Genomic DNA, 14535 nt, shown 5'->3' with positions numbered 1-14535 from the left:
AGATGATGGCTTGGTTATTCGCGCAGGGCAGCGACGGCATCCAGCATTTCCTGGCCGCCTTCGACATCATTGGCAAAGGTGTCATAAATGGACTGAGAGGCGGCCACGAAGGCATCGAAGTCTACTTCGTTCACTTCCATTCCCGCATCACGCATCAGAACCAACGTCTCATCATCCAGACGCTGCCCCTCTTCCAGAGCAAAGTCTTCGAGTTCAAGAGCGACTTCCTGCAGCACGTTACGGACATCGTCAGGTAGGCGATTCCAACTGGCACCGGCGGTTAAATAGGCGGGGGTATAAACGTGATTGGAAATAGAGAGATAGTCTTGCACTTCGTGAAAACGCGAGGAGTAGGTTTGAATCAGCGGATTCTCTTGACCATCCATGGCTCCTGTCTGCAGGGCTACAAATACTTCGGAGAGCGACATGGGAGAAGGCGCGGCACCATAGCTGCGGAACATCTCTATCCGCCAAACACCGCTCGGGGTGCGTAATTTGATGCCGCCAAGATCTTCAGGAGTGGTAATAGGGCGTACGTTATTGGTGATTTGGCGGAAGCCATTTTCCCACACGGCAATGATGTTAAAGCCCTTGGCTTGGGCCGCCTCATAGAGCGGGCCACGGACGACTTCATCGCGAACGCGTTTCATGTGCTCGCGATCCTCAATCAGATAAGGCATTTCAAACAGTGCAAACTGCTCGGCTTCTGAGCTCATGACCGTTGAGGGAATCGCAAGATCGAGCGAACCAAGACGCAGACGACGCATCATGGACTCGTCGCTACCTAACTGGCTATTGCCATAGACATTCACTTCGGCAGCGCCGTCCAAGCGTTCATTGGCCAGCTCAGCAAAGCGGTTAGCAGTAATTTCAAACAGCGAGCCAGGCCCACCGACGTGGCCAAGCCTCACCTCGAGGTTAGCGCTGGCAACCGATGCGTGTAGCCCGAAGGTAACGGCAGCTGCCGCTAGCGCAGTCTTGATAAATTTCATGGGGTACTCCAAGTGAACCGTTGTTGTTGTTGGGTCTTCACCGTTTCAATTTGAATTCAAAATTCAAAATTAGGTATTAAACTTTCGTCTTGAAGCAGCCTCCTAAGCGTCAACTTACTGATACACCTAGCATTTAAAAAAGTGATGACATAAAAAAAGCAGCGTTCGACGAACGCTGCCTGCTTGAACGACCACCTCGTTGGCCTAATGCTCTTCGCCACCGGGCGCTAACCCCCAGTGCAAATCGGCCGCTTTGATACCGGCAATGGCGACTTGCTGATCCTCTTCTGACGAAGCGCCACTCACCCCCACGGCACCTATGACACATTGCTCTCCATCAAGAATAGGCACGCCTCCCGCCACCGGCACAAAATGCCCTTTCGAAGCCGCTGCAACGCTAGCAAGAAACGCAGGGCGTTCGATATTGCGTTCACCAATAATGCCGCTGGCAATGCCCATACCCAGTGCGGCGTGTGCTTTTCCCTGAGCCACCGGAAAACGTAGTGGCGCGCAGCCATCTTCACGCTCGGCAGCCACCACATGGCCACCTCCATCCAGCACTACGAGCGTGAGAGGCGGAAGACCGACTTTTCTCGCCTGTGCCCTCGCCCCGTCTAAGATGGCTCTGGCCTGCTCTCGACTCAACTGAACGCTACACATGAAAATATTCATTGCCATACATTGGCTCCTACATGGTTATTGATTGTTATGGGGAGCAGTTGGGTCACTGCCGCCTATCTAGCATAGCTCGACTTGCTACAATTGAATTCATAATTACTTTTGCGAATCATACAAAGAGTCGCCAATATAAGCGTATGGCTTTGTGTTCAAATGGTGTTTACAAAGCGGCACCCGTCGCTTGGTGGATACCAAGCGGATACACAAGAAGGGACAGAACAATGACGAAAATTTTACAGCGTAATCTTTATCGTGAAGTCGCTGACCGCATTGGTGAGCTGATTGAGCACGGTGAACTGGCCCCGGGTGAGCGGATCTCAGAAAAGCAGCTTTGCGAACGGTTCGGCGTATCACGCACGCCGCTTCGAGAAGCACTCAAGGTGCTGGCCACAGAGGGGCTTATCGAGCTGCTGCCCAATCGAGGTGCGCGGGTGGTGCGCTTGACGTTCAAAAAAGTGAAAGATACCTACGACTTAATGGCAGCATTGGAAGGTTTGTCCGGCGAGCTCGCCTGCCAGCACATCAGCGACGCTGAAATTGCGGCTATACGTGCCTTACACGATGCCATGCTCGAACACTATCGCCATCGAGATCTGGCCACTTATTTCGAGATCAACCAGCAGATCCATGAAGGCATTTTGGCCGCTTCGCGTAATGAGGTGTTGCAAGAGATGTACAGCAACCTCAGTCAGCGCGTAAAGCGAGTGCGCTACTCGAAAAAAATGACCCAAAAATTTTGGAGCCAAGCCGTTCAAGATCACGAGAACATGATCTCCGCGCTCGAGCAGCGCGACAGTAAACGACTTGGGCAAATTTTACGCGACCACCTGTGCAACAAGCTGGAAGTGGCCACCTTGGCAGGCGTCATTGAGGATGACAGCCTGAGTGCGGCCAACGCTTAACCTGCTATTGCCACTGTTCGAGGCGCATTGCTGAACGCTCTAAACGATCATGCTCCGCTTCTAGCTCACGAAGTAGCTCGCTGATACTGGTCAAGTGTTCCAACGCAATCTGTCGCGCCTGCTCGGCATCACCACTTACCACCGACTCATGCAGCCGAGCGTGCTGCTGATTAATCATCTCGCGAGGACCAGGCCGATGGTAGAGATGCTTTACCGAAGCAAACACGGAGCTGAGCAGCAAATCGGTCAAACTCTGTAAGGTATGCACCAAAACCGGGTTATGGGAAGCTTGCGAAATGGCGAGGTGAAACGCATGATCTAGTCGGGCCAGATGCTCTACCTCTAACTCATCTGGCGAGGCAGCAGCATACGCCGCCATTTCGCGGTAGCGGCGAGTGATCAATACTCGATCCATCGATGTTCCCCGCCGTGCGGCCAGATAGGCGGATTCTCCCTCCAATAAGGCACGCACTTCGAGCAAATCAAACAGGGTACGCGGATGGTCGTTAAACAAGTGCATCAGCGGGCTTTGCTGGTGCATGGGGAGCAGCGACGCCACGGTCGAGCCGTGACCCTGGCGGGTATTGATAATGGCTTTACTGCGCAGAATGCGCAGCCCTTCCCGCAGCGAAGCCCGCGAAACGCCTAGTCGTTCGCACAGACGCCGCTCGGAAGGCAGCAACTGCCCAGGCCGAAAAACACCTTCCAGTATCAACTCTTCCAGGCGAGCAGCCACATGCTCGGGCGTGCGCCGCCCCATGGAGATATCGTCTCTGCTAAACGCCATACGCCGCTCCCTTGGATCAATTGGCCATCTCAACTGGGTAAGACCAAGTCATTCAGGCTCTTCTACAGACTTACCACCGCCCTACTATCGACCAATTACTGGTCAGACCATTGCACCACAACCTAGACAGGCGCACAAAAAAAGCTCAAATTGAGCGCCATGGTAAAGCAACGCTACCGTTACTTTTAATGATAAAAACTTAGGGATGTCGTTATGAATATCCTTTTCGACGAGCGCCTCGATGGCGAGCTTGTCCACCGTGATAAAGCTGACGTACTCAGCGACCTGCAAGGCGCTGTCCCCTCTTTGACGCTATTGCATCGCGAGGAGGATTTACGTCCTTTCGAGTGCGATGGCCTCGCCGCCTATCGCGTGCTGCCCATGTTGGTGGCGCTACCGGAAACGCTTCAACAGGTCGAAGGCCTGTTGAAGCGCTGCCACGCGCTGGGCGTACCGGTGGTTACCCGCGGCGCAGGCACCGGCCTGTCCGGCGGTGCGCTACCGCTCGAACAGGGCGTGCTGCTGGTCATGTCGCGGTTCAACCAGATCATCAGCGTTGATCCTGATGCTCGCATTGCCCGCGTGCAACCAGGAGTGCGCAATCTTGCCATTTCAGAGGCGGCCGCCCCTTACGGGCTCTACTACGCCCCGGACCCCTCCTCACAAATTGCCTGCTCGATTGGCGGCAACGTGGCTGAAAATGCAGGCGGCGTGCACTGTCTGAAGTATGGTCTTACCGTGCATAACGTCATGCGCGTGGATGTCCTGACCATTGAAGGCGAACGTATGACGCTGGGCTCTGAAGCCCTGGATGCCCCCGGTTTCGACCTTCTGGCTTTGATGAACGGGTCAGAAGGCATGCTAGGCGTGGTCACGGAAATTACCGTGAAGCTGCTGCCCAAGCCGGAAACCGCCAAGGTATTGATGGCCAGCTTCGATGATGTGGAAAAAGCGGGCCGCGCGGTGGGCGACATCATTGCCGCAGGCATTATCCCCGGTGGCCTGGAAATGATGGATAAGCTCGCCATCAAAGCGGCGGAAGATTTCATCAAGGCAGGCTACCCCGTGGAGGCCGAAGCCATTCTGCTCTGTGAGCTGGATGGTGTGGAAGCCGACGTGGACGACGACTGCGAGACCGTGCGCCGCGTACTGGAAAAGGCTGGCGCCACTAACATTCAACAGGCACGTGACGAAGCCGAGCGCGCCAAGTTCTGGGCCGGGCGCAAGAATGCTTTCCCTGCCGTAGGCCGCATGTCGCCGGACTACTACTGCATGGATGGCACGATTCCCCGCCGCGAGCTGCCGCGCGTGTTGAAAGGCATTGCCGCACTTTCAGAAGAGAGCGGCCTACCCGTGGCCAACGTCTTCCACGCGGGTGACGGCAATATGCACCCGCTGATCCTGTTCGATGCCAACAAAGAGGGTCAGCTTGCCCTGGCGGAAGACGTAGGCGGCAAGATCCTGGAGCTATGCGTGGCCGCCGGTGGCTCGATTACTGGCGAGCATGGCGTAGGTCGCGAAAAAATCAACCAGATGTGCAGCCAGTTCCAGCCCGATGAGCTGACGGTCTTCCACGCGCTGAAAGCGGCGTTCGACCCCAAACGGCTGCTCAACCCAGGGAAAAACATTCCCACCCTGGCGCGCTGTGCCGAATTTGGCGCGATGCATGTGCATAACAACGAGTTACCGCATCCGGAGCTGCCACGCTTCTGATGCTATAAGGAACCACCATGACCGAACTAGCGATACACGCTGCCGACCGAGACATTGCCATTGATCTGAGCGAACAGGTTCGCAGCGCCTACCACGACCGTACTCCGCTGCGCATCGTGGGGGGCAATACCCGGGCCTTTTATGGTCGTCCGGTGGAAGGCACGGAACTCAGCGTCGCTGCCCATAGCGGCATCGTCTCTTACGACCCTATCGAACTCGTCGTCACGGTACGGGCAGGCACCCGCCTGAGCGCGCTGAACGCGGCGCTGGCAGAAAAACATCAGATGCTGCCTTTCGAGCCGCCCATTTTTGGCGACGCCAGCACCATTGGCGGCGCGGTGGCCACCGGTATGTCAGGCCCTCGTCGCCCTTGGGCAGGTGCCGCACGGGATTTTGTCCTGGGCACTCGAGTGATTACCCAAGAGGGCAAACTGCTGCGCTTTGGCGGCGAAGTCATGAAAAACGTGGCGGGCTATGACCTGTCCCGCATGATGGCAGGTGCCCAGGGCACGCTGGGCGTGCTGGCCGATATCTCGTTTAAGGTGCTGCCCATTCCCACCGCCAGCCACAGCCTGCGCCTTGACATGGGCTTGCAAGATGCCTTAGCGAAGCTCTCTGAGCTTGGCCGCCAGCCGCTGCCCATCACCGCTGCGGCATGGCACGCAGGCGAGCTTTTTATTCGGTTGGAAGGCGGTGAAAGCTCCGTCAAGGCCACCAAAGAGAGCCTGGGCGGTGAAGCGCTGTCTGCGGATTTCTGGCAGCAGCTGCGTGACCAGCAGCATGGCTTTTTCAGCCTCAATGAAGGGCAAGCACTGTGGCGCCTCTCGCTACCGCCCCATACCCCAGCGCTAGAACTCGCCGTTGATGAAAGCGATATCTTCTATGATTGGGGCGGCAGCCAACGCTGGGTGAAAACCGCACTACCCGCAGACACGCTGCGCGATGAATGCCAGAAGGCCGGTGGCCACGCTACCTGCTATACCCCGCATGCCCAAGGGGGTGCAGAGTCACCCTTTACGCCACTGAATCCTGTGGTCGAGAAGTACCATCGCAACCTGAAGGCCGAGCTGGACGCCCACGGTATTTTCAACCCTGGTCGTCTTTATGCGGCATTTTAATCAGGAGAGCTGACATGCAGACGCACTTTACCGATGCCGACCGCCAGAAACCGCATATTCAGGAAGCCGAGCGCATTCTGCGCACCTGCGTACACTGCGGCTTTTGTAACGCCACCTGCCCTACCTATCAGCTACTGGGCGATGAGCGAGACGGACCGCGCGGGCGCATCTACTTGATGAAAGAGTTGCTAGAGAGCCGCGATGACGATGACCAAGTCACCGAAGAGACTCGTCTTCACCTCGACCGTTGCCTAACCTGCCGCAATTGTGAGACGACCTGCCCCTCTGGCGTGGAGTACCACAAACTTTTGGACATTGGCCGCGCCGAAATCGACCGCCGCGTGCCGCGACCAGCCGCCGAGCGCGCCCAGCGCTATGCGCTGCGCAAAATGCTGGTGGACCCGAAACGCTTCAAAGCGCTACTAACGCTAGGGCAAACCTTCAAGCCTCTAGTGCCCGGCAAACTGCGTAGCAAAATGCCGCCTGCACCGGTCGATGCAGGCCAGCGACCCAACAGCCAGCGCCATGCCCGCAAGGTGTTGATTCTAGAAGGCTGTGTGCAGCCCGGCCTGTCGCCCAACACCAACGCAGCCACGGCGCGCCTGCTCGACCGTTTGGGCATTAGCGTCACACCGATTAGTGAAGCTGGCTGCTGTGGTGCTATCGACTTCCACCTCAATGCCCAAGAGGCGGGCCGCGAGCGGATGCGCGCCAACATCGATGCCTGGTGGCCGCAAATCGAGCAGGGAGCCGAAGCCATCGTACAAACCGCCAGCGGCTGCGGCGCGTTCGTCAAAGAGTATGCTGACATGCTCAAGGACGACCCCGCCTACGCTGAAAAGGCCAAAAAAGTCAGCGCACTGGCGAAGGATATCGTCGAAGTACTGCGCGACGAGCCGCTCGAGTCGCTGCAGCTTAAAGAGCACCAGCGCTTAGCCTTCCACTGCCCCTGCACGCTGCAGCACGCCCAGAAACTCAACGGCGCAGTGGAAGGCGTGCTTAGCAAACTCGGCTTTGCACTAACGCCCGTGAAAGATGCCCACCTGTGCTGCGGCTCAGCAGGCACCTACTCGGTCACACAGCCAGAGCTCGCCACTCAGCTGCGCGATAACAAGCTGAATGCGCTGGAGGCAGGCAACCCTGAGGTGATCGTGACCGCCAACATCGGCTGTCAGACGCATCTCGCCAGCGCCAACCGCACGCCGGTACGTCACTGGGTGGAAGTCGTGGACGCTGCCCTGGTATAAACCTCTAACACTTGCGGCGCTCGGCACAACGCTAACCGTCGTGCGCCTCGCTTCACCCCCGATGACAAAAAGGAATCTTCGATGCAAACCAAAGCTGTTTTAGGCCAAGCAGACGTTATCCAAGTTCTCGACGCTGCCCAGAAAGAAGCTGACAACAACGGCTGGCCGGTCACCATTGCCGTTACTGACGATGGTGGCCACCTACTGGCACTGCGCCGTTTAGACGGTGCTGCCCCGTTCAGCGCCGATGTTGCTACCCAAAAAGCGCGTAGCGCGGCCCTGGGTCGTAAGGAGACCCAAGTGTTTGAAGAGATGATTAACGGTGGCCGTACGGCGTTTGTCTCTGCACCGCTACAGGGTCTGCTATCTGGCGGCGTGCCGATCATCGTGGATGGTCACGTCGTCGGCGCTGTCGGCATCTCTGGCGTCAAGCCAGATCAAGACGTGCAAATTGCCAAAGCAGGCGTCAGCTCGATCGCCTAACGCTTACCTAGTCAGTAACAGCAGCGTGCAGCGTATTGACTGCACGCTGTTCGTTAACGTGTGGTGTACACGCAATAAAAAAGCCCGAATCAAGATTCGGGCTTTTGGGAATTTGTTCGGCTTTATCAAACGATTGCCGATGAGTGCTTAATGGCGGACCGGACGAGACTCGAACTCGCGACCTCCGGCGTGACAGGCCGGCATTCTAACCGACTGAACTACCGGTCCACTATAAGACACATAACCATTCAACAGACAATTTAAGCGGTTCAGAGGCGCATAAATGTGAAACTGAATGGTGGGTGGTACTGGGTTCGAACCAGTGACCCCCAGCTTGTAAGGCTGGTGCTCTCCCAACTGAGCTAACCACCCAATATACTGAAAGCTCATTGCTTATCAATATTGCTGCTTATCAAGTTATCGTGGCGGACCGGACGAGACTCGAACTCGCGACCTCCGGCGTGACAGGCCGGCATTCTAACCGACTGAACTACCGGTCCGAATAACGATAACCAACTGCAGGCTTATATGATGATGGCGGACCGGACGAGACTCGAACTCGCGACCTCCGGCGTGACAGGCCGGCATTCTAACCGACTGAACTACCGGTCCACTAATGCATCATTGACTGCGTTACGTTTCCAGGGCACCAAATGAATGGTGGGTGGTACTGGGTTCGAACCAGTGACCCCCAGCTTGTAAGGCTGGTGCTCTCCCAACTGAGCTAACCACCCGCTGGTCACGTGGCGCTGCATTCTACAGAAGCCTGCTTGAATGTCAACACATCGTGTTTAAATTTATGATTTAAACCAGTGTGCTGCACCTACTCAAGGCAACCGCTTACTGAGCGCGGACGAAGGATGCCGCAACTATGGCGGCTTCGTCAATCAAAACCTGCTGATTGACGCCAGAACGTCGTCGCGGTTTAAAGTCATGGTCACCATCGGTGAGCCAATGAATGCGTAGCGAGTCAGGTAACGCATAACAGGCTACCTCTTCACGCATGCCGAATGGGTCACGCTCACCTTGTAGAATGAGCATGGGCACCGAGAGCTGAGAAAAGTGGCCGGTGCGAAGTGACTCAGGCTTTTTGGGAGGGTGAAATGGATAGCCTGCTGCGATGACGCCTGCGCAAGGATATTGGATGGCAAGCAGCGAGGCCACTCGACCGCCCATCGATTTCCCTCCCAACCAAAGCGGCGTATCGTGCAGCGGCGCGAGCAAGTCATACCAAGCGGCAAAATGATCGACAGATGTCGCCACGGGCGGTGGAGGCCGACGTTTCGCTTGCTCGCTCATCTGCTGCATATAAGGAAAGTCGATGGCCCAGACTTGAAGCCCTTGGCTAACCAGCATCGCGGCAAATTGCCGCATGAAATCGGACAGGTGACCTGCACCAGCACCATGGGCCAGAAGAATTCTTCCCCCTACGGGCACTCCCGAAACGCTCACCGGTCCAACACCCTCCACGACGAACCGCTGAACTGCGGGGCTAGCGGGCCGTGCCTTCAGGTCATTTGGAGCGACAGCCTCGAAACCATGATCGGCGTAGTACGACACCCTGCTCTCCTAATAATTCAGCGTTACATCCATTGGCGTGTTCAGCTTAGGGCGCGGCTGCGATAGAATCTAGGCCGGATCTTGACCTGCATCATCAAGCGGGTGGCCGCACCCGTGCACAATGCGATGGCAGCGTGCGATTGCAAAATGCCACGGGTTACCCCCTAACCGCGTTCGATGGGAACATGAAATGAGCACAGCATTGGAACACCCGACCTACAATTACAAGGTAGTTCGGCAGTTCGCGATTATGACCGTTGTGTGGGGCATCGTAGGTATGACGCTTGGCGTTATCCTTGCCTCCCAGCTGGTCTGGCCGCAACTGAACCTCGGCCTACCTTGGACGAGCTTCGGGCGTCTTCGTCCGTTACACACTAACGCCGTTATTTTCGCCTTTGGTGGTTCAGCGCTCTTTGCGACGTCTTACTACGTCGTGCAGCGTACCTGTCAGACTCGCCTGTTCTCTGACAAGCTCGCAGCATTCACCTTTTGGGGGTGGCAAGCGGTGATCCTGTCGGCGGTAGTCTCTTTACCGCTGGGCTACACCACGACCAAAGAGTACGCAGAGCTCGAATGGCCGATCAACATCCTGCTGGCGGTGGTGTGGATCAGTTATGCGATCGTGTTCTTGATGACGATCAAAAAGCGCACCACGTCGCATATCTATGTGGCCAACTGGTTCTTTGCTGCGTTCATTTTAACGGTTGGCGTTCTGCACATCGTGAACAACGCCGCGATCCCCGTCACGCCCATGTACTCCACCTCCATTTATGCCGGTGCCGTCGATGCCATGGTGCAGTGGTGGTACGGCCACAACGCGGTGGGCTTCTTTCTGACGGCGGGCTTCCTGGGCATGATGTACTACTTCGTACCCAAGCAGGCTGAGCGTCCGATCTACTCTTATCGTTTGTCCATCGTCCACTTCTGGGCGCTGATCATGATCTACATGTGGGCGGGCCCGCACCACCTACACTACACCGCACTGCCGAACTGGGCGCAGTCGCTGGGCATGATCATGTCGATCATTCTGCTGGCACCGTCTTGGGGCGGCATGATCAACGGTATGATGACCCTGTCGGGCGCTTGGCATAAGCTGCGCACCGATCCGACCCTGCGCTTTTTGGTCGTCGCGCTGTCGTTCTACGGCATGTCGACGTTCGAAGGCCCGATGATGGCGATCAAGACCGTCAACGCGCTATCGCACTACACTGACTGGACCATCGGTCACGTCCACTCAGGCGCACTGGGCTGGGTAGCGATGATCACCATCGGCTCCATGTACCATCTGATCCCGCGTCTGTTTGGCCGCACCGAAATGTACTCCGTCAACCTGATTGCCGTGCACTTCTGGCTAGCGACCATCGGCACCGTACTCTACATTGCCGCCATGTGGGTCAACGGTATCATGCAGGGCCTAATGTGGCGCGCCATCAATGCTGACGGCACGCTAATGTACACCTTCGTGGAATCAGTCGAGGCCAGCGGCCCAGGCTATTTCGTGCGCATGGTGGGTGGCCTTTTCTGGGTAACCGGTATGCTCTTGATGGCCTTCAACGTGTATATGACCGTGAAGCGCCGCGAAGCCATTGGCCTCACTGCGCCACAAGCCGCCTAAACCGGGGAAGTTAAGACCAATGAAACACGAGATTGTCGAAAAGAACGTTGGCCTACTCGCCGTATTGATCCTGGTCGTGATCAGCTTTGCCGGTTTGGCCGAAGTCGTTCCGCTGTTCTTCCAAAAACAAACTACCGAGCCGGTCGAAGGGCTACGCCCGCTGACGGCGCTCGAATTGGAAGGTCGCGATATCTACCGCCGCGAAGGGTGCGTGGGCTGCCACTCACAGATGGTCCGCCCCTTCCGCGCCGAGACCGAGCGCTACGGCCACTACAACGTTGCCGGCGAGCAGGTGTATGAGCACAATTTCCTGTGGGGCTCCAAGCGCACTGGGCCAGACCTGGCGCGCGTAGGCGGTCGTTACAGTGATGATTGGCACCGAGCCCACCTCTACAACCCGCGCGATGTGGTGCCAGAATCGATCATGCCAGCCTACCCCTGGCTGTTTGAGCGTACCCTCGACGGCGAAGCCACACCGGATAAAATGCGCACCCTGCGTCAGCTCGGCGTGCCCTACACCGATGAGGACATCGCCAATGCTACCGCTGACGTACGCGGCACCCAGGAAATCACTGCCCTGGTCGCCTATTTACAACAGTTAGGAACCGTGCTCGAGGGCACACGTTAAGTTATGGATACGGGAACTTTCCGCGGCCTGATCACGCTGATTTTGATCTTCGCTTTTATTGGCATCTTTTTCTGGGCCTACTCGAAGCGACGCAAGCCAGACTTCGACGAAGCGGCTAACCTGCCCTTTGCCGACGATGATGAGCAGCCGACCCGTGACAAGCATGCTTCGACCAAACACGAAGCGGATTCCCGCCACGACAGGGGAGATAAGAATAGATGAATAATTTATGGGGTGACTCCCTATCCAGCTTCTGGAGCGCCTGGATCATCGTCATCACACTGGGCACGATCGCGCTAAGCGTTTGGATTTTGCTAGCCAACCGCCGCACCGACAAAACCCCAGACGCCGATGGCAATGTCGAGACCACTGGCCACGCAGCTGATGGCATCGAAGAGTATGACAACCCGCTGCCACAGTGGTGGTTCAAACTCTTCATCTTGACCGTGGTGTTTGCGCTCGGCTACTTGGTGCTCTACCCCGGCCTGGGTAACTATGCCGGTATCCTGGGCTGGTCCCAGGAGAGTCAGTGGGAAGAGGAAGTGGCCGAGGCCGAAGAGCGCTTCACGCCCATTTTTGCTCAGTATCAGGAAGTGCCCATCCCCGAGCTGGCGCGTGATGGTGACGCCATGCAGGTGGCCGAGCGTATCTTCCTGAACAACTGTGCCGTGTGTCACGGCTCGAACGCCCAAGGCGGCTACGGCTTCCCCAACCTGACCGACGATGACTGGCTTTACGGTGGCGAACCCGAGAACATTCTGACCACGCTGAACAACGGCCGTAACGGCCTGATGCCGTCCTGGCAGCAGCTCGGTGAGAACAACATCGAAAACCTGACTCAGTACGTGCTGTCACTCTCCGGTGAGGAGCATGACGCCGAGCGCGCTGCCAGTGGTGAAAGTACCTTCCTGGCCGCCTGTGCGGCGTGCCACACGCCCAGCGGCACGGGGAACACTGCGCTTGGTGCGCCGAACCTGACCGACGACGTGTGGCTCTACTTGGCCCCAGGCCAAAGTGTGGCCGACTCGATTCGTCAAACGCTGCGTAACGGCCGTAACGGCCACATGCCTGCCCAGGCAGCGTATATCGGTGAGGAACGCGTCCATCTCGTCGCCGCTTACGTGTATAGCCTGCGCTTCAACGACTAGTCCCGTTGACAGGCGTTTAACGCAAGCGTGAACGAAGGGGTGCGGTTACATACCGCACCCTTTCTACATCTAGCGACCGCTCAGCCGCCCGACGATCCGTTACACTATCGCTAGTCATGTGCGAACAACGACTCGGCATAGCACAACGCAACCTGCGCTGTGTGTTGACGTCGAGTTTGCCGGGCTGATGTCCACTCCTGCCTATTGAGCTGCGATCACCGCCATGGAAAAAATACCTAGCCACGATATTACGCCGCCAACCGTTGGGCACCACACGCCGGGTGACACCACCACGCAAGAGATGTACGCCAAGCGGCGACATATCTATGTGCGTGAGATCAAAGGGCTGTTTCAAAAGGTACGACGCAGCGCCAACTGGGCGCTCATGTTGGGCTTCTTTTTGCTGCCTTGGGTGAACTGGGGGGATCGCCCCGCCGTATGGTTCGATCTGCCAGGCCGCGAATTTCATATTTTTTCGGCGACCTTCTATCCGCAGGAATTCATCCTCTTATCGTGGCTGCTGATCATTTGCGCCTTTGGATTGTTTTTTATTACCGTTTTCGCTGGGCGCGTTTGGTGTGGCTATACCTGCCCGCAGAGCGTCTGGACCTTTCTGTTCATCTGGCTCGAACATCGCATCGAAGGGTCGCGCAATCAGCGCATGAAGTTGGATAACCAACCAATGAATGCCCATAAAGCCTGGCGCAAAGGCGCCAAACACGCCGCCTGGTTGCTGATCGCCCTGGCCACCGGCGTGACGTTCGTCGGCTACTTTACGCCGATTCGAGACCTGGTCACGGAGCTCCCCACTTTGGAAGCCCACGGCTGGTCCTATTTTTGGGTAGGCTTCTTTTTAGTCTTCACCTATCTCAATGCGGGCTGGCTGCGCGAGCAGGTGTGCATCTATATGTGTCCCTATGCCCGCTTCCAGTCGGTGATGTTCGATCGCGATACGCTGATCGTTTCCTATGACGCCGCGCGCGGCGAACCCCGTGGCCATCGTAAAAAATCCCTCGACCACGCCCAGGTTCGTGAAGCGGGCTTGGGCGACTGCATCGATTGCGAACTCTGCGTTCAAGTTTGTCCTACCGGTATCGATATCCGCGACGGGCTGCAGTACGAGTGCATCACCTGTGCAGCCTGTATCGATGCCTGCGATAGTGTGATGGACAAAATGGGCTACCCCCGCGGCCTCGTTCGCTACACCACCGAAAACGCGCTGGAAGGTAAAAAGAGTCATATCCTGCGTCCGCGTTTGATCGGCTATTTCGTCGCACTGCTGGTGATGATAGCGACCTTTGCCTGGGCGGTGAACGATCGTACGCCGCTGAGTTTCGATGCCGAACGCGAGCGAACGCAGCTCTATCAAGTCACTCGCGATGGGCTGATCAGCAACGTTTATAGCCTCACCGTACGCAACCTGGATTCGCAAGATCACACCTACGTGATCAGCGCCGCCGGGCTCCCCAACCTACAGGTGGACAACACCTCGCTGCGGGTACCCGCAGGCGAGTCGCGCATTCAGGTCATTACCGTACTGGCAACCCCAGATACGTTGAGCGAGCCTAGCCACGCCATCACCTTGACGCTGCAAGCGCAGCAAGACGAACAGATTCAACAGACCCGTGAAGCGCGGTTCTTGAGCGACATCAGGAGATAAGTAC

Annotated in this window: 14 protein-coding genes and 5 tRNA genes; 10 read left to right on the top strand and 9 right to left on the bottom strand. The window is 56.9% G+C overall.

What is annotated here, in order from left to right; translation table 11 throughout:
* Window positions 1-14 precede the first annotated feature (14 nt).
* The gene (locus tag MHM37_RS04125; protein ID WP_139526400.1) at window positions 15-992 is read right to left on the bottom strand and encodes a TRAP transporter substrate-binding protein; all 978 of its coding nucleotides are present in this window, start codon (window positions 990-992) and stop codon (window positions 15-17) included.
* A gap of 204 nt (window positions 993-1196) precedes the next feature.
* Window positions 1197-1670: a heme-binding protein gene (locus MHM37_RS04120; RefSeq protein ID WP_219861709.1), complete on the bottom strand. Its 474-nt coding sequence runs from the start codon at window positions 1668-1670 to the stop codon at window positions 1197-1199.
* Window positions 1671-1891: 221 nt separating this feature from the next.
* Here MHM37_RS04120 and MHM37_RS04115 point away from each other — a divergent pair, with 221 nt between their 5' ends.
* Entirely contained in the window at window positions 1892-2572 is a 681-nt protein-coding gene (locus MHM37_RS04115) for a GntR family transcriptional regulator (RefSeq protein ID WP_239296014.1), read from the top strand.
* 4 nt (window positions 2573-2576) lie between these two features.
* Here the strand turns inward: MHM37_RS04115 and glcC are convergent, their stop codons facing one another.
* On the bottom strand, window positions 2577-3359 hold the full coding sequence (gene glcC, locus MHM37_RS04110) for a transcriptional regulator GlcC (protein WP_139526397.1): 783 nt from the start codon (window positions 3357-3359) through the stop codon (window positions 2577-2579).
* A 213-nt stretch (window positions 3360-3572) separates the two neighbouring features.
* Here glcC and glcD point away from each other — a divergent pair, with 213 nt between their 5' ends.
* The 4 genes from glcD (at window position 3573) to MHM37_RS04090 (ending at window position 7920) form a co-directional block, all read left to right on the top strand.
* A complete protein-coding gene (gene glcD / locus MHM37_RS04105; RefSeq protein WP_239296016.1) occupies window positions 3573-5072 on the top strand; it encodes a glycolate oxidase subunit GlcD in 1500 nt (499 codons plus the stop codon).
* 17 nt (window positions 5073-5089) lie between these two features.
* On the top strand, window positions 5090-6190 hold the full coding sequence (gene glcE / locus MHM37_RS04100; RefSeq protein ID WP_239296018.1) for a glycolate oxidase subunit GlcE: 1101 nt from the start codon (window positions 5090-5092) through the stop codon (window positions 6188-6190).
* Between the two features lie 14 nt (window positions 6191-6204).
* Window positions 6205-7437, top strand: a complete 1233-nt coding sequence (glcF, locus tag MHM37_RS04095; protein WP_219861713.1) for a glycolate oxidase subunit GlcF — start codon at window positions 6205-6207, stop codon at window positions 7435-7437.
* Window positions 7438-7518: 81 nt separating this feature from the next.
* Window positions 7519-7920 carry a heme-binding protein gene (locus tag MHM37_RS04090; protein WP_219861715.1) on the top strand — a complete coding sequence of 134 codons (402 nt, stop codon included), beginning with the start codon at window positions 7519-7521 and terminating at the stop codon, window positions 7918-7920.
* 151 nt (window positions 7921-8071) lie between these two features.
* On the opposite strand, the gene MHM37_RS04085 is transcribed toward MHM37_RS04090, so the two are convergent.
* The 6 genes from MHM37_RS04085 to MHM37_RS04060 all read right to left on the bottom strand — a co-directional run bounded on the left by MHM37_RS04085 (window position 8072) and on the right by MHM37_RS04060 (window position 9480).
* Window positions 8072-8148, bottom strand: a tRNA-Asp gene (locus MHM37_RS04085).
* A 68-nt stretch (window positions 8149-8216) separates the two neighbouring features.
* Window positions 8217-8292 (bottom strand) — tRNA-Val (locus tag MHM37_RS04080).
* A 51-nt stretch (window positions 8293-8343) separates the two neighbouring features.
* Window positions 8344-8420, bottom strand: a tRNA-Asp gene (locus MHM37_RS04075).
* Window positions 8421-8455: 35 nt separating this feature from the next.
* Window positions 8456-8532 (bottom strand) — tRNA-Asp (locus MHM37_RS04070).
* A gap of 46 nt (window positions 8533-8578) precedes the next feature.
* Window positions 8579-8654: transfer RNA gene (locus MHM37_RS04065), tRNA-Val, on the bottom strand.
* A gap of 106 nt (window positions 8655-8760) precedes the next feature.
* Window positions 8761-9480: an alpha/beta fold hydrolase gene (locus tag MHM37_RS04060; protein ID WP_239296020.1), complete on the bottom strand. Its 720-nt coding sequence runs from the start codon at window positions 9478-9480 to the stop codon at window positions 8761-8763.
* 190 nt (window positions 9481-9670) lie between these two features.
* On the opposite strand from MHM37_RS04060, the gene ccoN reads away from it, so the two are divergent.
* From ccoN to ccoG, 5 genes are all read left to right on the top strand, one after another.
* On the top strand, window positions 9671-11095 hold the full coding sequence (ccoN, locus tag MHM37_RS04055) for a cytochrome-c oxidase, cbb3-type subunit I (protein ID WP_139526391.1): 1425 nt from the start codon (window positions 9671-9673) through the stop codon (window positions 11093-11095).
* Window positions 11096-11114: 19 nt separating this feature from the next.
* On the top strand, window positions 11115-11723 hold the full coding sequence (gene ccoO / locus MHM37_RS04050; RefSeq protein ID WP_153842519.1) for a cytochrome-c oxidase, cbb3-type subunit II: 609 nt from the start codon (window positions 11115-11117) through the stop codon (window positions 11721-11723).
* A gap of 3 nt (window positions 11724-11726) precedes the next feature.
* Complete coding sequence (locus MHM37_RS04045; protein ID WP_139526389.1) at window positions 11727-11945, top strand: cbb3-type cytochrome c oxidase subunit 3; 219 nt, start codon at window positions 11727-11729, stop codon at window positions 11943-11945.
* Entirely contained in the window at window positions 11942-12871 is a 930-nt protein-coding gene (ccoP, locus tag MHM37_RS04040) for a cytochrome-c oxidase, cbb3-type subunit III (protein WP_139526388.1), read from the top strand. The genes MHM37_RS04045 and ccoP overlap by 4 nt, the downstream gene beginning before the upstream one ends.
* A gap of 223 nt (window positions 12872-13094) precedes the next feature.
* Complete coding sequence (gene ccoG, locus MHM37_RS04035; protein ID WP_139526387.1) at window positions 13095-14531, top strand: cytochrome c oxidase accessory protein CcoG; 1437 nt, start codon at window positions 13095-13097, stop codon at window positions 14529-14531.
* Window positions 14532-14535 lie beyond the last annotated feature (4 nt).

This window comes from Halomonas sp. MMH1-48 (assembly GCF_022348105.1).
Classification (GTDB): Bacteria; Pseudomonadota; Gammaproteobacteria; order Pseudomonadales; family Halomonadaceae; genus Vreelandella; species Vreelandella piezotolerans.
This window is presented reverse-complemented; position numbering and strand designations above follow the sequence as displayed.